We start from the raw sequence: 14,997 nt of genomic DNA, 5'->3' as shown, positions 1-14,997 counted from the left end.
CAACCTTCATAAAGACAGGCAGGTTAGCATGAAAAAATTCAAATTCGGCGACATCAAGATTAAAAAGGCGGCTCCTCAGGAGCTGACTGACCGGCTTTTGCTGGCGAACCTGTATTTCACGCAGGCTCTCACCTTTATTATCGGTTTGATCTGGATCATATTACAGAAGCGCAACCCGCTGGAATTGTTACAAATTCCGAACAGTTACGATTTTTTGGCGTGGGGGCTTGGTCTTGCCCTGGCCATGCTGCTTGTCGATCTGCTGCTGACCCGCGTTGTACCCGAGAATACGATGGATGACGGAGGCATCAACGAGCTGCTGTTCAGGAGCCGTCCGGTATGGCATATCGTGCTGTTGTCCGCGATTGTGGCCGTATGCGAGGAGCTGCTGTTCCGGGGAGCCGTTCAGCACGGCTTCGGCATTTACTGGACCAGTATTCTGTTCGCAGTCATCCATGTCCGCTATCTGCGCCACTGGCTGCCGACGGGCTGGGTCTTTCTCAGCAGCTATGGTCTGGGCTATATTTATGTGATGTCGGGAAGCCTGTGGGCCCCGATTGTATGCCATTTTGTCATCGACCTGTTCTCAGGTCTGGTGATTCGTTACAGGAGGGAGTCATGAGCGAGGAACTCAGCCGGGTTAAATCGCGCGCCAAGGCCAAGAGTGCGAACAAGCCCGCAGCTGCTGCCAAAACGGCCTCCCGCCGCGCGTCCGGGCGCATCCCGGACACGAAAGGAGCCGCCGCTGCGCTGTCGCGCAGCAAACGGAGCGCGCCCCGGGAAGCGGGGAGCGCTGCGGAGTCCAAGCCGGCTGTCCGGAAGCCGAAGGAACCGGCCGTCGGTAGCCGGGTCAGCAAGCATTCCGCTGCGGCAGCCGGCAGCCGGCGTTCCGCCGCCGGCAGAAGCGGCCGGGCCGCGAAGACGGAGGGAAGCACCCCCTCCCGCGCCAGCAAGCATTCGTCTGAGCGGGTGCGGCTCAGCAAAATATTTGTCAATTCCCTGCAGGCTCTGTTCTTGGCGCTGCTGGCGATGCTGCTGCTCTGGGGAGTCAAGGGCGCTCCGCCGCTGAATGAACTATGGTAACGGTTCTGGCTTGGGCCGTATTGATTCTGGCATTGGCGGGGCTTGCGCTGCTGGGATGGATGTATGCGCTGGCGCATGGCGGCCGGTTGATCGAGCAGGAGCTGACGCTGGAAGAACTGGACCGTTCTTTCGACGGCTTGCAGCTGCTGCTCGTCACCGATATTCACAGCCGCCGGCTGCCGGAGCGGCTGATTGCCCCGGTTCGGGGCCGGGCGGCCGCGGTGCTGGCCGGAGGCGATCTTACAGAGCTTGACAATAAGTTGGAGCGGATGAAGGCCAACATGCGGCTTCTGGCTTCCGTTGCTCCTGTCTATGCGGTCAGCGGCAATCATGACGTCAAGGTAACGCCTTCGGAGTTCGAAGAGGTTCTTCGGAAGACGGGCATCCGGCTGCTGAAGGACGAGAACATCGTGCTGGCGGAAGGACGCGATACCCGCCTCTGGCTGACCGGAATTGATTATCCGAAGCGGGGAGTCGGGCGTTCAGCCGCGCCGCCGCCGCATCTTCCGCCGGGAAGCGCCGCGGATAACCGGATCATTCTGGTGCATGATCCGATCTGGCTGGAAGGCAGAGAGAAGGTGCCGGCGGATCTCGTCCTGAGCGGACACACGCACGGGGGACAGATCGTGCTCCCGGTCCTGGGCAGAAGGCACGTAAAAGAAGCGTTCTACCGCCGGTACTCGGCAGGTCTCTTTCGCTGGCCGGACCGGCCGGACGGAAGCGGCGCAACCCGGGTGTTCATCAGCCGCGGCTACGGTACGGCCCATTTGCCGTTCCGCTGGGGCAGTCCGGCGGAGATTCATCTACTGACGCTGCGCAGCGGACAGCCGGACACGGAAGACGTGCAAGGGCAGGGGACCGAGCGGTCTTGAAAATTCAAAAGGGAAGTGAAAGCGGCCGTCCAAGGATTACCTCCTTGAACGGCCGCTTCTTTAATAATACAAGTGATATGCACATTCCTTAATTCGCTGCCGCAGGAGTCTTGATGCTGCGGGGATCGACGAAGCTGTAGCCCTTGCCTTCCAGCGTGGTCAGCAGCTTGTCGAGCGCCTCGACCGTCCAGGGCAGCTCATGCATCAAAATATTGCTGCCTGCGTGGAGCTGGTTGGTTACGTTCTTGACAATTTTGTCCGGCTTCCCGGCTTCCTTCTCCTTCATCGTCCAGTCCAGCGAACCGTTGGACCAGGTCATGTAGAGCAGGCCGTTCTCGGCCGCGACCTTCTTGCCGACGTCGCCCCCTGCTCCGTGCGGCGGCCGGAAGAAGACCGGAGTCTCGCCTGTGACGTCCTTAACGATCTTCTGGACGTCTTCAATCTGCTTCTTCACTTCGGCATAGGGCTTCTTCTTCAGCACAATATGATCCCAGCTGTGATTGCCGATGATGCCTCCGCGTTCCTGGATCAGCTTCAGCAGTTCCGGGTGCTCCTTGACCCGGTAGCCGTTGACGAAGAAGATGGCCTTGGCCTGATGTTTGTCGAGCGTATCGAAGATGGTGTTAATCATTGCCGCTTCTTTCGGGCCGTCATCGAAGGTCAGAAGCACGACCTTCTTGTTCGCGTTCCCGTCGACCGGCTTGATGTCATAATTGCTGTTCATCTGATATTGGATGGGAATCGGCGATTCCGCTCCAGCCGGCTCTTGGCTTGGCGACGGAGAAGGTAGTCCCGAAGCCGCCGGCACGGACGAAGTTGAAGGGAGGACGGAGGGAACGGCCGAAGAAGTCGATGCCGTCGGCAAGGCGGCGGAGGGAGAAGCCGCAGCCGTCTGGGCGGGGCCGGAAGAAGCGCCCGGAGTCTGGACGGGAGTAGAGCCGCCTTCGCTGGAACAGGATGCCAGCAATAAGGCGGCGAGAAGGAATGCTGCTGTCGGTTTACCCACTTTTTTCATCTCGCTTTCGTCTGACTTGGCTGTATGCCCGCTCTCCATTCCGCGAACACTAGTCATGATTCTACCATACAAGGAGGCATGAAATGTGAAGACTTCGTCATTTCTCTGCGGTCTGGTGCTGGGTGCGACGGCAAGCATGATGATGTCCCGCAAGCGGCCGATGCTGATGAACGCATTGGGCCAGGGACAAGCTGCCGGAAGAGCCAAAGACAAGATTGTGGATATGGCCCTGACCGGGTTCGGGAGCACAGCGAACCGCGATAAAGGGACAGATCATTCCGTACAAGGCGTCAATGCCGCCAAGCACGAATCGGAGCCGAAATCCCATGAAGCCAATCTCAAGATGCTGAAGGATTTCATTCGCAGCAATCCTGAAGTCAAGCATGACGTGGAGCGGATTCTCCGAGAGACGCATACAACCGTACCGGGTTTATAACCGCGTTCGGAGACTCCGGAATCATTTTGGAGACGCGTTGGGCGGCTCCGAAATGATTCTTTTTTTATTTACGTGCATTTGCCGTCCCAAAATGATAACATACATACATAGTATCCATTTTTGGCTCATAACTCGGGACTCATCATACACTAGAATAAATTGAGCTTGCAAAGGGAGGATCCTGTCATGAGAATTGAGCGCTTAAGTCAAGATAAGATACGGATTTTCCTCACTTTTGACGACCTTAGCGAGCGGGGAATCCAGAAGGAAGACATGTGGCAGGAAGTACCGAAGGTACACGACCTCTTTACGGAAATGATGGATCAGGCCTACACAGAGCTCGGTTTTGACGCAACCGGTCCTCTTGCCGTTGAAGTGTTCGCTCTGCCCGCCCAAGGCATGGTTGTCATTGTCACAAGGGGCAAATATGATCACCACTCATACGGCGCCTCCGGCGAAGAAGAAATGCCCGATGAGATTTATGAGATGGAAGTTACGCTTGAACAGAGCGATTCCGTTGTCTATGCATTCCGCGATTTCGAGGTTCTGATCGAAGCCGCCCATGTGCTCATCGGCCGGATCACTTCGGCGGGTACGCTGTATTCGTACAACGATAAATGGTATTTGTATTTCGATCCCAAGGATTTCGAGGAAGCGGAGCTGGCGGCTCTGGTCGCTGTTCTGTCCGAATTCGGCGATTCTTCTCCGGTCACCCAATCGGTGCTGGCGGAGTACGGCAAGACGGTTATGGCGGACAACGCCGTAGAGCAGTTGTGCGAGCATTTCAAGCGCCAGCAATAACTACAGCAGGGAGGCCTTATCGGTGCTATTGTTTTCGGTCATGATGTCGGCAGTCGCACCGGGGCTTGCTTTGCTGACCTATTTTTATCTGAAAGATAAATACGATCAGGAGCCCCTGCAGCTTGTCGCCAAGGTATTTCTGCTGGGGTTTCTTATTGTCTTCCCGGTCATGATTATTCAGAACGGCCTTATGAAAGGGCTGCCTCTGGACCTTTACTCCGAATCGTTTCTGATTTCGGCCGGGGTGGAAGAGGGGCTGAAATGGTTCGTCCTTTATCATATGATCTACAATCATATGGAATTTGACGAGCCGTATGACGGTATCGTCTATGCGGTGGCGATTTCCCTCGGCTTTGCGACCGTAGAGAATGTGCTGTACGCTCTGTATAATCATGCGGCACTGGGCCCGATGCTGGTCCGGGCGCTGCTGCCCGTGTCCGGACATGCCATGTTCGGCATCATTATGGGATACCATCTGGGAAGGGCCAAGTTCTCGCCCTCGGGAAGAACCCGCCGAATTCTGGCCCTGTCCTTCGTGCTGCCCTGGCTGTGGCACGGTATTTACGATTTCATTATCGGCGCCACGCCGAATTACTGGATTTGGTTCATGGTGCCGATGATGGCCGTTCTCTGGTATGGCGGTATGGGCAAGGTTGCCCGAGCCAACAATCGTTCTCCCTTCCGGCTTGCCAAGCGGGAGGAAGAGGTTAACCTGTAGCTGAATAGGACACACTGTATTCAGGAATATTTTTCCGGAACGCACCGGAAATCTCTCTTGAAACGGGGTGTCTTTTTTGCGTGTCAAAGTCCGAATTATTTGCAGACAATGCGGCGAGAGCTACGTGCTGCGGGGCGTCAGGGAACGCGGCGTCATCCAGACCGGATTCAAGCAGTGCCTGTGCAGCTGCACCAGCGGCTTTTTGATCGAAGAACAGGATTGAATCTTGGTGCATAAGTCTTCCTTCTTTCAGTCAAACTAACGGCAACAAGCGATTGAAGGGAGTCTTGCCGCCTTATGTACAAGCGTATGAGTGCCGTTCTCTTTCCGCTGGCCGCTCTCCTGTTTGTAGGAGCTCTCGTCTGGGGGTACCGGGAGAACCAGGAAAAGAATGCGATTCTGCTGAAAGCCGAGAACCAGTATCAGCGTGCCTTTCACGATCTGTCCTATCACGTGGAACAGCTCCATGGCGAGCTGGGGAGCACCCTGGCTGTACACGCCGCTTCGGACGGTATGCACCGCAAGGGTCTGGTCAATGTATGGAGACTGACGAGCGAGGCGCAGAATGAGATCAATCAGCTTCCGCTCACGCTGCTGCCGTTCAGCAAGACGGAAGAGTTTTTGTCCAAAATCTCGAATTTCTCTTACAAAGCCGCCATCCGCGATTTCAAGGATAAGCCGATCACGGACGGAGAACTGAAGAATCTGAAGGCTCTGTACCAGAGTTCGGCGGAAATTTCCAAAGAGCTTCAGGGCGTACAGGAGAAAGTTATCACCAACCGGCTGCGCTGGATGGATGTGGAATCCGCTCTCGCCACGAATAACAAGGCGGAGGACAATACGATTATCGACGGATTCAAAACGGTGGACAAACGGGTCGGCGCCTATCCGGAACTTGACTGGGGACCCTCGGTCGCCAGCATGTATGACAAACGCTCGGTTCGCAAGCTGGACGGGGTGCCGGTATCGGCTGAAGACATCAAGCGCAAAGCGCTAAAATTCAGCGATTCAGGCGCGCAGACTCCGGTATCGGTGGTCCATAACGGACAGGGAACCGAGTGGGAATCCTATACGGCGAAGGTGGAAGCTCCGAAAGGCCCGATCAGCATGGATTTCACGGTGAACGGGGGGCTCTTGATCTCCTATTCGGACAGCCGTGAAGTGGGACCGGCGAATGTGCCTCTGGCCCGGGCGGTCGAGAAGGCGGGGGAATTCCTGAAGCTCAAGGGCTACCCGCATATGACGGCGGTCAGCGCAGACAGGTACGACAATCTGGGCAACATCACCTTTGTGACCCGGTCCGGAGACACGCTGATCTACCCCGAGAAGATCACCGTCCGCGCCGGTCTTGATACGGGGGACGTTACGGGCTTCCAGGCCAGCGATTATGTGAACGAGCACCAGGACAACCGCAAGATACCGAAGCCGAAGCTTAATCTTGAGGCCGCCCGGGCGAAGCTGAACGGGGACTTCCGTGAGCTGTACCACCGGATGGCCTGGATCGAGAACGACAACGGCGAAGAAGTGCTGACGTATGAATTCGGCGGCAAAATCAACGGCTCCCAGTACCGGATCTACCTGAATGCCGATACGGGAATCGAAGAGACGGTGGAGGAGATCCGCACCGCTTCCGGAGCGCAGGGCGCTTGAGACGCCTTTTCAGGCGGCCGGACTCCGGCTGCAGAACGCCGGCAGAGCCTATGCTCTGCCGGTTTTTGCTGCGCCCTCCCGCCGTTTCCGCGGCGGGGGGGCGGCAGGAAATCGGACCGGCGGAGGGGGCGGGCAGGCTGGAAAGTTTTTCTCCACCGCCGGCGGAGCCCATGCTATAATCGCAGATAGTTAAATATCATCTTACAGCGGCGGTGAACGGTTTGCTTCCCAAGATTAACGACAACTTATATATTCAGGTATCATCCGGCGACGCCTCCGAATCGGAGGCCGAGTACCGGTCGCGGATCGCGGAGCTGGAAGAAGACGCCTTCCTGATCGAAATCCCGATTCAGGAGAGCAGCGGCCGGCTGAAACGGCTGAATATGGGGGATGAGCTGTCCGTCTACTACCTGACGGAAGGCGGCATCAAGAATTATTTTTACAGCCATGTGCTGGGGTTCAAGGAGGATGTCATCCGGATGGTGCGCATCCGCAAGCCTTCGCCCGATTCCATCGTGAAGATTCAGCGCCGCAGCTATCTCCGCGTGAATGCGGAACTGGAGCTAGCGGCGAAGACCAAGAGCGGACGCCGGTTCCTGGTAAGGACCGAAGACGTCGGCGGAGGAGGCGCTTCTTTTCTGACGGACCCGGGGGTGGCGCTGCAGGTCGGGGATCAGCTGGAGTGCTGGGTTCTTCTTGCCTTCCGCAACGGAAACATCGACCATGCGGCGTTCGACGCGGAAGTGGTGCGGATGAAGACACTGGAGAGCGGTCGCACCCTGGCGATGCTGAAGTTCAGCCGGATCAGCGACGGGGAGCGGCAGAAGATCATCCGTTATTGCTTTGAGCGGCAGTTTGATTTCCGCAATCGTTGAGAAAAATCGTCTATGCGATTTTGCACTGGTTCGCAATCTGTGGTATAATTTCATAAGTCGCAGGCAATGCCTGCTTTTTTCTTGATGATTCAGGGTACCTGATGCAAGAGTTGAGGAGGAATGCCCCGTTGGCTAGGCAGGGGACACACACACAAGACAGAATCAACGTCGCCATCGACGGACCTGCCGGGGCAGGCAAGAGTACCGTAGCCCGAATGGTAGCAAGCAGGCTCTCCTATATCTATGTCGATACGGGAGCGATGTATCGGGCAGTTACCTGGTATATGCTCCGCGAAGGCATTGGCCCGGACGATCACGAGCTTGTGCGTCAAACGATGCGCAATCTGGTGATTGAATTAGTGCCGGGAGCGGAAGGCCAGCAGGTGTACATCAACAGTGAGGATGTTACCCCTCATATCCGAAGCCTCCAGGTCAGCAGCCAGGTCTCGCAGTATGCGAAGCTGGAGCCGGTCCGGACCAGACTCAGCCAGCTGCAGCGCGAAATGGCGCTCGGACGGGGAGTGGTGATGGACGGGCGGGATATCGGCACGACCGTGCTGCCTGACGCCGAAGTGAAGATCTTCATGACGGCAAGCGTGGAGGAACGGGCGCTCCGCCGCTTCAAAGAGCTGGGCGGGAAGGAACAGATCAGTCTGGAGCAGCTTGAGAACGATATCGCGAAGCGGGACCGGCTCGACGAGAGCAGGGAGATTTCGCCGCTGCGGCGCGCGGAGGACAGCTTTTTGCTGGATACGACATCGATGGATATCGGACAGGTTGTGGAGGCGATCGTTTCTCGCTGCAGAGCTTATGTAGACGGGGAGAGAAACCATTTATGATCTATGTGATTTGCCGGGGATTGCTTCGTTTGATCTATGCCATTGTCTTTCCGCTCCGAACGATTGGCCGGGAGAATGTGCCGGCGGAGGGCGGAGTGCTGCTGTGCGGCAATCATACGAACAACCTGGATCCGCTGACAATGGGGATTCCGCTTCAGCGCAAGGTCAACTACATGGCCAAGGCGGAACTGTTCAAGGTTCCGGTTCTGGGCTGGCTGATCCGGCAGCTGGGCGCGTTTCCGGTCAAGCGGGGCGGCGTCAGCAAGGAGTCGATCAAGACTTCGCTGAATCTGCTTCGCAGCGGCAAGGTGATGGGCATTTTCCCGGAAGGCACCCGCAACAGCGATACGGGAACCGCGAAGAAGGGAGCGGCAAGCTTTGCGCTCCGCAGCGGAGCGGCCGTTGTGCCCGCAGCAATCATCGGAAGCTATAAGCCTTTTCGGCGGATGACCGTCGTGTACGGCGCCCCGATTGATCTCTCGGCCTTTGAAGGCGCGAGCAGCGATTCGCTGGAGGAAGTCACCGACGTCATCATGTCGAAGATCCGCGAAATGCTCAAGACGGGAGTGCCGAGCGGCAAATAGCATTAACGGGAATTATTTGGAACATACTAGGCAAGAGGGTAGACGCGGGCTAGGGCCGCGAGGTTTTTGTTTTGAACCCTGCGTTTGGTGCGGGTTTAAATAAATGGGGTTTTGAATCGAGGAGGGTAATCACATGTCTGAAGAAACAAGAAATCAAGAAGCAGCGGAGCTGAACCAGTCTTCCGCAGAAGCGACCGAAACCGCGGGCAGCGTTGCCGCAGAAGAAGCCGCAGCAAGCAATCAAGAGGAAATGACCAGCCAGGCGGACCTGGAGCAGATCATCTCCGTCAAAAAAGGCGACACCGTGAAGGGAACGATCGTCAAAATCGAAGACAACCAAGCTTATGTAAGCATTGGATATAAATACGACGGCGTCATCCCGATTCGCGAACTGTCCTCGGTTCAACTGGACAATGCCGCTTCCGCGGTAGAAGTCGGTCAGGAAGTGGAGTGCAAAGTGGTCAGCATCAACGACAACAAGGAGAGCCTTGTGCTGTCCAAGCGCGCCATCGACAGCGAGAAGTCCTGGGACGATCTGGAGCAGCATTTCGAAGCTCAAGACGTTATCGAAGTTACCGTGGCCGACGTGGTCAAGGGCGGTCTCGTCGCTGATGTCGGCGCCCGCGGTTTTATCCCGGCTTCCATGGTAGAACGCCACTTCGTTGAAGATTTCAGCGATTACAAGGGCCGCACGCTTCGCGTTAAGGTGAAGGAACTGGACCGCGAGAACGGCAAAGTTATTCTGTCCGCCAAGGATGTACTGGAAGAAGAATTCGAAGCCAACAAACAGCGCATCATGTCCGAGCTGTCCGAAGGACAGGTCATCGAAGGAACGGTACAGCGTCTGACTCAGTTCGGCGCGTTCGTCGATGTCGGCGGCGTTGACGGTCTGGTTCACGTATCCGAAATTGCCTGGAACCATGTCGACAAGCCATCCGACGTTGTATCCGAAGGCGACAAGGTTCGCGTGAAGGTACTGAAGGTCGATCCGGAGAAGGGCAAGATCAGCCTGAGCATCAAGGCCGCTTCCCCAGGTCCTTGGGACACGGCTTCCGACAAAATCCATATTGGAGATATCGTAACCGGCGAAGTGAAGCGTCTCGTGAACTTCGGCGCATTTGTCGAACTGCTTCCGGGCGTAGAAGGTCTGGTTCATATCTCGCAAATCTCCCACAAACATATCGGCACTCCGCATGAAGTGCTGAAAGAAGGACAGGAAGTGCAGGTCAAGGTTCTGGACTTCAATCCGGGCGAGAAGCGCGTGAGCCTGAGCATCAAGGAAACCGAAGAAGCGCCTGCTCAAAGCGAGCGCAAGCCGGAAAGAAACAGAGACCGCGACAGAGACAGAACTCCGAAGGAGATTCTGGACAACCCGAACGTCTCCATGAACAACCAGGGCCTGAGCTTCACGCTGGCTGAGCGTTTTGGCGACAAGCTGGACAAATTCAAAGAGAAATAATTTCTTTGGTTTCAATTAAAGGGTATACTCATCGGCGAACCCCGGAGCTGGGGTTCGCCGATTGTGCTGTACAGCGCTTTTTTGCTATGATGGGTAACGTAAGGACGATAGGAGGAATGGGCATGGCAAGACCCGTTGTGGCCATTGTAGGAAGGCCAAACGTCGGGAAATCGACGATTTTTAACCGGCTGATCGGTGATCGGCTGGCTATTGTAGAGGATAAGCCGGGGATTACCCGGGACCGGATTTATGGAGTGGCGGAATGGAACGGCAAGCCGTTCAGCGTCATCGACACCGGCGGAATCGAGATCGACGGCGAGGATACGATGCTGAAGTCGATCCGGGCGCAGGCGGAACTTGCGATTGAGGAAGCGGATACCATTGTATTCATGTGCGATGCGAAGAGCGGTCTGACCAACGCCGACGAGGAAGTGGCGCAATTGCTCTTCCGTTCGGGAAAGCCCGTCGTGCTGGCGATCAACAAGGTGGACAACATGAAGCGCGCCGAAGATATCTATGAGTTCTACAGCCTCGGCTTCGGAGATCCGATCGGAATTTCCGGAAGCCACGGCACCGGGATCGGCGATCTGCTGGATGCGGTAGTGGAACTGCTTCCCGAGCCCAAGGATGAGGAGTATGACGACGACGTAATCCGCGTAGCACTGATCGGCCGTCCGAACGTCGGGAAATCCTCGCTCGTCAACGCGATTCTGGGCGAAGAGCGGGTTATTGTGAGCGATGTCGCCGGTACAACGCGGGATGCGATCGATACCCCGTTCGAACGGGATGGACAGCGGTATGTGCTGATTGATACGGCCGGAATGCGCAAGCGCGGCAAGGTCTACGAGACCACGGAGAAATACAGTGTCATGAGAGCGATGCGGGCCATTGAACGCGCCGACGTGGTGCTGGTGGTCATCAACGGCGAGGAAGGCATTATCGACCAGGACAAGCATATCGCGGGCTATGCCCATGACGCAGGCAAAGCTTCGATCTTCGTCGTCAACAAGTGGGATGTGGTCGAGAAGGACGACAAGACCATGCAGCACTTCGAGAACAAGATCCGCGACCATTTCCTGTTCATGACTTATGCGCCCGTTGTCTTCCTGTCCGCTCTCACCAAGCAGCGGCTCCAGAAGCTTCTGCCGGTGGTTCAGCACGCGGCCCAGCAGCATGCTCTGCGGATTGCAACCCATCTGCTTAACGATGTGGTCTCCGACGCTGTGGCCATCAATCCCCCGCCGACGGACAAAGGCCGCCGCCTGCGGATTAACTATGTAACCCAGGTTGCAGTGAAACCGCCGACCATTGTGGTGTTTGTGAATGACCCGTCGCTGATGCATTTCTCGTATGAGCGTTATTTGGAGAACAAGATCCGGGCGGCATTCAATTTTGAAGGAACGCCGATCCGCATCTTTACGCGGCGTAAATCCGACGAGAGTTAGGGGAGAAGAAGCGTGGCGTTTGACATCGTGGTTATTGTGGTGAGCTATCTGCTTGGCTCGGTCAGCTTCAGTGTGCTGCTTGCCAGATTGCTGAAAGGAATCGATATCCGCCAGTACGGCAGCGGCAATGCGGGGGCGACCAATACGCTCCGCGTTCTGGGCAAAGGGCCTGCCATTGCCGTGCTGGCTCTGGACGTACTGAAGGGAATTGCCGCCGTCTGGCTCGGTTTCTGGGCAGAAGGGTCCGGGAGCTGGGTGGCGGCCGCCTGCGGTATTGCGGCCATTATCGGACATAACTGGCCGGTCTACTTTCATTTTCGCGGAGGCAAAGGAATTGCGACGACCATCGGCGTTATGGCAACCCTCTGCTTCTGGCCGGCGCTGATCGCCGGCGTAATCGCCATCGCTTCCATATTTATCACACGCTATGTATCGCTGGGCTCTCTGATCTTCGTGGCCCTGACACCGGTGTTCCTGCTGGTGTTCGGGTTTACATATCCGGTGCTCTGGAGCAGTCTGATTATTGCCGCTTTTGCGTTCTGGAGACACCGGACGAACATCGTGAAGATCGCAGAAGGCAGGGAGAACAAGATCGGCTCCAAGAGCAAAGGAGGCAAACGCGTTGTCTGACAAAGTAGCCGTGTCTGACAAAGTAGCTGTGTCTGACAAAGTAGCTGTGCTGGTAGCGGGAAGCTGGGGAACCGCGCTGGCTTCCGTACTGGCATCCAATCATTCCGAGGTCCGGATCTGGACGAGAAGTGCCGATCAGGCGGAAGAAATCAACCGGCGCCACAGCAACGAGCACTACCTTCCCGGAATCCTTCTTCCGGACAATCTTATCGCTACGACTGATATGGGAGCAGCGGTCAGCGGAGTGGAGGCGGTCGTCATCGTGGCCCCGTCCTCGGCCATGCGGCAGGTGTCCCGCGATCTGAAGGCGTTCTGGAAGCCTGACATGCTCTGTGTCCATGCTACCAAAGGATTTGAGACGGAATCCATGAAGCGGATGTCTACGGTGATCTCGGAGGAGCTGGGCTGCCCGGAAGGACAGATTGTCGTGCTCTCCGGGCCGAGCCATGCGGAAGAAGTGGTTCGCCATTGCCCCACTACGGTAGTGGTCGCTTCCCAGGACGAGACGGCAGCGTTCCGGGCGCAGTCGCTGTTCAACAACAACGACTTCCGGGTGTATACGAATCGCGATCTGGTCGGAGTGGAGCTGGCAGGGGCGCTCAAGAATATTATTGCGCTTGGTGCGGGTCTGTCCGACGGTCTCGGCTTCGGAGACAACGCCAAGGCGGCGCTGCTGACACGCGGTCTTGCCGAGATCTCCCGGGTAGGGGTCGGCCTGGGCGCGAACCCGCTTACCTTTGCCGGCCTCGCCGGAATCGGCGACCTGGTGGTTACGGCAACGAGCCGGCACAGCCGTAACTGGCGGGCCGGGTCGCTGCTGGGACAGGGCAAGCCGCTGGATGAAGTGCTGGAATCCATGGGGATGGTAGTAGAAGGCATACGGACAACCCAGGCGGCGTATGCGCTGTCCCAACAGATGAACGTGCAGATGCCGATCACCGTCCAGATCTACCAGGTTCTCTTCCAGAACAAAAGTCCCCGCAGCGCCGTCGAGGCGCTGATGGGCCGCGATCCCAAGGCCGAAATGGAGACCATGTCCCAGGAGACCTGGGAACAGTGGTATACCTAGAGAGGGCGGGCGGTTCGCCCAACACCTTTTTTCGCCGAATCTCATATGTTGGGATTGACGGAGGAGGGATGAGAAGTGAGCCGAAATTTTTCCAAGGACGCCCTGAGTGCCATCAATAAAAAAGCAGGCAAGCACATCACGGAGGGTGCGGTCAAGAAGCTGGCCAGCACGGTCAAGCCGAGCACGCTGCAGAGCGAAGCCCAGCTCCGCCAATTGATCAAACAGGTGTCGGCCATGGCCAAAGTGCCCGTAACCGAGAATACCGTGCAGGAGATTGTGAACGCGGTCAAGAAGAGCGGGACCAATCCCAGCAGCATGGAGACCTTGATGAAGATGATGATGAAGAAGTAAGGTGCACCCGAACTGAAGGGCAGCGAATGCAGCGCGTGAAGCGCCTGCTTTGCTGCCTTTTATGTTATAATATGGCTGGATTTAGAGGCGCGATTCTGGACAGGCGGAGCGTGAATTAAGATGGGAGATTTCGGGTGGGAGGCTGCGCTGGCTGCTGCGGCAGGTCTTTTGGAGGCACAGGGCGCAAGCGACGGAAGCTGCTGGCTGCTGGGAGGGAGCGGAGGACTGGTGCTCCAGGGCGTAGAGCTGGCGGCTCCGCCGCGCGATCTGGATTTGTATGCGGATACGGAGGAGGCTGCCGTGCTGCACCGGGCGCTGATCGGCTGTGCGGAGAGCCAGCCCGAGGAGGATTACAGCAGGGGCTGCTACTCGGTAAGGAGCCGCTACCGGCTCGCGGGCTTTCCCCTGGAGCTCGTCGGCGGCTTCGAGATCGGAGCGGAGGGATCGCGCTACCGGACGGAAGCCGGAGTGCTGCAGGCCTGGGCTCCCGTAGCGAGCGCCGCCGGCGGAATCCCGGTCAGGCTGATGCCGCTTGCCCATGAACTAATCTTCAATGTGCTTCGGGGGCGGCGCGACCGCGCCGGCGCGGTCGCGGAAGCCATGAGAATGGCTCCGGCGCGGCATCTGAGAGAGCTTGGAACGCTGATTGCCCGCAATCAGCTGACCTTGAGGCATATCGAGGTCATGGCCCTCCTGCTCGGGGGTTCCTGGTCGGAATACAGAAGGAGTGTGGCCATATGAGAAACGTCCAATCCTGCAGCGTCCGTCTGCTGCCGGCAGACCGTACGGTTGCCGTTCCCGCAGGCACGACGCTGCTGGACGCCTGCCGGAGAGCCGGCGTGGCGCCTCCGGTACGCTGCGGAGGCAAGCTCGGCTGCCTGATGTGCAAGGTGCGGGTCACCGCCGGCGGCGGGCAGGGGCTTCAGGAGCCCTCCGTTCAGGAGAAGCGCAAGCTTGGGACGCTCCTGGACGGCGGCTACCGCTTCGCCTGTCAGGCCCGCATCGCGGGAGACGTGGAAGCGGAGGTACCCGAGGACCCGCTCAAGGCGGCGGTCCGGAGGAAGCTGGAAGCCGCCCGCAGGGGCGAAGAAGAGAGTCTGTGGTAGAGAAGAGCCCCGCGCCTCTGAACTGTGACCCACAAGAAGGACACTTTGAAAAAAGTGACCCCTC

The 14,997-nt window shown here is 57.4% G+C and carries 19 protein-coding genes; 17 read left to right on the top strand and 2 right to left on the bottom strand.

Annotated elements, in window-relative coordinates; all coding sequences use genetic code 11:
• Positions 1 to 28: 28 nt before the first annotated feature.
• The 3 genes from F4V43_RS01530 to F4V43_RS01520 are packed head-to-tail and all read left to right on the top strand — an operon-like array spanning position 29 to position 1,955.
• Positions 29 to 622 (top strand): CPBP family intramembrane glutamic endopeptidase, encoded by a 594-nt coding sequence (locus tag F4V43_RS01530; RefSeq protein WP_150456484.1) that lies wholly within the window; start codon positions 29 to 31, stop codon positions 620 to 622.
• On the top strand, positions 619 to 1,083 hold the full coding sequence (locus tag F4V43_RS01525; RefSeq protein WP_150456483.1) for a hypothetical protein: 465 nt from the start codon (positions 619 to 621) through the stop codon (positions 1,081 to 1,083). Before F4V43_RS01530 ends, F4V43_RS01525 begins: the two co-directional genes overlap by 4 nt.
• Positions 1,077 to 1,955 carry a metallophosphoesterase gene (locus F4V43_RS01520; RefSeq protein WP_150456482.1) on the top strand — a complete coding sequence of 293 codons (879 nt, stop codon included), beginning with the start codon at positions 1,077 to 1,079 and terminating at the stop codon, positions 1,953 to 1,955. Before F4V43_RS01525 ends, F4V43_RS01520 begins: the two co-directional genes overlap by 7 nt.
• A gap of 88 nt (positions 1,956 to 2,043) precedes the next feature.
• On the opposite strand, the gene F4V43_RS01515 is transcribed toward F4V43_RS01520, so the two are convergent.
• Positions 2,044 to 2,970 carry a polysaccharide deacetylase family protein gene (locus tag F4V43_RS01515; protein ID WP_411898439.1) on the bottom strand — a complete coding sequence of 309 codons (927 nt, stop codon included), beginning with the start codon at positions 2,968 to 2,970 and terminating at the stop codon, positions 2,044 to 2,046.
• A gap of 85 nt (positions 2,971 to 3,055) precedes the next feature.
• Here F4V43_RS01515 and F4V43_RS01510 point away from each other — a divergent pair, with 85 nt between their 5' ends.
• The 3 genes from F4V43_RS01510 (at position 3,056) to prsW (ending at position 4,925) form a co-directional block, all read left to right on the top strand.
• The gene (locus F4V43_RS01510) at positions 3,056 to 3,406 is read left to right on the top strand and encodes a hypothetical protein (RefSeq protein WP_150456480.1); all 351 of its coding nucleotides are present in this window, start codon (positions 3,056 to 3,058) and stop codon (positions 3,404 to 3,406) included.
• Positions 3,407 to 3,592: 186 nt separating this feature from the next.
• A complete protein-coding gene (locus F4V43_RS01505) occupies positions 3,593 to 4,207 on the top strand; it encodes a genetic competence negative regulator (RefSeq protein ID WP_150456479.1) in 615 nt (204 codons plus the stop codon).
• Positions 4,208 to 4,229: 22 nt separating this feature from the next.
• Positions 4,230 to 4,925, top strand: coding sequence for a glutamic-type intramembrane protease PrsW (prsW, locus tag F4V43_RS01500; protein WP_150456478.1), 696 nt, complete (start codon positions 4,230 to 4,232; stop codon positions 4,923 to 4,925).
• Here prsW and F4V43_RS19550 read toward each other — a convergent pair.
• The gene (locus F4V43_RS19550; protein WP_191089427.1) at positions 4,915 to 5,160 is read right to left on the bottom strand and encodes a hypothetical protein; all 246 of its coding nucleotides are present in this window, start codon (positions 5,158 to 5,160) and stop codon (positions 4,915 to 4,917) included. The genes prsW and F4V43_RS19550 overlap by 11 nt on opposite strands.
• A gap of 62 nt (positions 5,161 to 5,222) precedes the next feature.
• Between F4V43_RS19550 and ypeB the strand changes: the two genes are divergently transcribed.
• The 11 genes from ypeB to F4V43_RS01445 all read left to right on the top strand — a co-directional run bounded on the left by ypeB (position 5,223) and on the right by F4V43_RS01445 (position 14,933).
• On the top strand, positions 5,223 to 6,575 hold the full coding sequence (gene ypeB, locus F4V43_RS01495) for a germination protein YpeB (RefSeq protein ID WP_150456477.1): 1,353 nt from the start codon (positions 5,223 to 5,225) through the stop codon (positions 6,573 to 6,575).
• Between the two features lie 221 nt (positions 6,576 to 6,796).
• On the top strand, positions 6,797 to 7,450 hold the full coding sequence (locus F4V43_RS01490) for a flagellar brake protein (RefSeq protein WP_191089426.1): 654 nt from the start codon (positions 6,797 to 6,799) through the stop codon (positions 7,448 to 7,450).
• A 128-nt stretch (positions 7,451 to 7,578) separates the two neighbouring features.
• Positions 7,579 to 8,289 (top strand): (d)CMP kinase, encoded by a 711-nt coding sequence (gene cmk / locus F4V43_RS01485; RefSeq protein WP_150456475.1) that lies wholly within the window; start codon positions 7,579 to 7,581, stop codon positions 8,287 to 8,289.
• Positions 8,286 to 8,873: a lysophospholipid acyltransferase family protein gene (locus F4V43_RS01480; protein ID WP_150456474.1), complete on the top strand. Its 588-nt coding sequence runs from the start codon at positions 8,286 to 8,288 to the stop codon at positions 8,871 to 8,873. The genes cmk and F4V43_RS01480 overlap by 4 nt, the downstream gene beginning before the upstream one ends.
• A 133-nt stretch (positions 8,874 to 9,006) precedes the next feature.
• A complete protein-coding gene (gene rpsA, locus F4V43_RS01475) occupies positions 9,007 to 10,332 on the top strand; it encodes a 30S ribosomal protein S1 (protein ID WP_150456473.1) in 1,326 nt (441 codons plus the stop codon).
• 122 nt (positions 10,333 to 10,454) lie between these two features.
• Positions 10,455 to 11,777 carry a ribosome biogenesis GTPase Der gene (der, locus tag F4V43_RS01470; RefSeq protein ID WP_150456472.1) on the top strand — a complete coding sequence of 441 codons (1,323 nt, stop codon included), beginning with the start codon at positions 10,455 to 10,457 and terminating at the stop codon, positions 11,775 to 11,777.
• A gap of 12 nt (positions 11,778 to 11,789) precedes the next feature.
• Entirely contained in the window at positions 11,790 to 12,407 is a 618-nt protein-coding gene (plsY, locus tag F4V43_RS01465) for a glycerol-3-phosphate 1-O-acyltransferase PlsY (RefSeq protein ID WP_150456471.1), read from the top strand.
• Positions 12,408 to 12,435: 28 nt separating this feature from the next.
• Entirely contained in the window at positions 12,436 to 13,476 is a 1,041-nt protein-coding gene (locus tag F4V43_RS01460; RefSeq protein WP_150457029.1) for an NAD(P)H-dependent glycerol-3-phosphate dehydrogenase, read from the top strand.
• Positions 13,477 to 13,551: 75 nt separating this feature from the next.
• Positions 13,552 to 13,827 carry a stage VI sporulation protein F gene (locus F4V43_RS01455; protein WP_150456470.1) on the top strand — a complete coding sequence of 92 codons (276 nt, stop codon included), beginning with the start codon at positions 13,552 to 13,554 and terminating at the stop codon, positions 13,825 to 13,827.
• A gap of 120 nt (positions 13,828 to 13,947) precedes the next feature.
• Positions 13,948 to 14,568 (top strand): hypothetical protein, encoded by a 621-nt coding sequence (locus tag F4V43_RS01450; RefSeq protein WP_150456469.1) that lies wholly within the window; start codon positions 13,948 to 13,950, stop codon positions 14,566 to 14,568.
• Complete coding sequence (locus F4V43_RS01445; RefSeq protein WP_150456468.1) at positions 14,565 to 14,933, top strand: 2Fe-2S iron-sulfur cluster-binding protein; 369 nt, start codon at positions 14,565 to 14,567, stop codon at positions 14,931 to 14,933. Before F4V43_RS01450 ends, F4V43_RS01445 begins: the two co-directional genes overlap by 4 nt.
• Positions 14,934 to 14,997: the final 64 nt, after the last annotated feature.

The sequence above is a fragment of the Paenibacillus spiritus genome (assembly GCF_008710135.1).
Classification (GTDB): domain Bacteria; phylum Bacillota; class Bacilli; order Paenibacillales; family Paenibacillaceae; genus Paenibacillus_AQ; species Paenibacillus_AQ glufosinatiresistens.
The sequence above is the reverse complement of the archived record's forward strand: the minus strand, read 5'-3'. Positions and strand labels throughout refer to the sequence as shown.

Bases quoted from the DNA above. Each gene is read 5' to 3' on its own strand.
- F4V43_RS01530 (WP_150456484.1), top strand. From the start codon at position 29: ATGAAAAAATTCAAATTCGGCGACATCAAGATTAAAAAGGCGGCTCCT.
- F4V43_RS01525 (WP_150456483.1), top strand. From the start codon at position 619: ATGAGCGAGGAACTCAGCCGGGTTAAATCGCGCGCCAAGGCCAAGAGT.
- F4V43_RS01520 (WP_150456482.1), top strand. From the start codon at position 1,077: ATGGTAACGGTTCTGGCTTGGGCCGTATTGATTCTGGCATTGGCGGGG.
- F4V43_RS01515 (WP_411898439.1), bottom strand. From the start codon at position 2,970: ATGAAAAAAGTGGGTAAACCGACAGCAGCATTCCTTCTCGCCGCCTTA.
- F4V43_RS01505 (WP_150456479.1), top strand. From the start codon at position 3,593: ATGAGAATTGAGCGCTTAAGTCAAGATAAGATACGGATTTTCCTCACT.
- F4V43_RS19550 (WP_191089427.1), bottom strand. From the start codon at position 5,160: ATGCACCAAGATTCAATCCTGTTCTTCGATCAAAAAGCCGCTGGTGCA.
- ypeB (WP_150456477.1), top strand. From the start codon at position 5,223: ATGTACAAGCGTATGAGTGCCGTTCTCTTTCCGCTGGCCGCTCTCCTG.
- F4V43_RS01480 (WP_150456474.1), top strand. From the start codon at position 8,286: ATGATCTATGTGATTTGCCGGGGATTGCTTCGTTTGATCTATGCCATT.
- rpsA (WP_150456473.1), top strand. From the start codon at position 9,007: ATGTCTGAAGAAACAAGAAATCAAGAAGCAGCGGAGCTGAACCAGTCT.
- der (WP_150456472.1), top strand. From the start codon at position 10,455: ATGGCAAGACCCGTTGTGGCCATTGTAGGAAGGCCAAACGTCGGGAAA.
- F4V43_RS01450 (WP_150456469.1), top strand. From the start codon at position 13,948: ATGGGAGATTTCGGGTGGGAGGCTGCGCTGGCTGCTGCGGCAGGTCTT.
- F4V43_RS01445 (WP_150456468.1), top strand. From the start codon at position 14,565: ATGAGAAACGTCCAATCCTGCAGCGTCCGTCTGCTGCCGGCAGACCGT.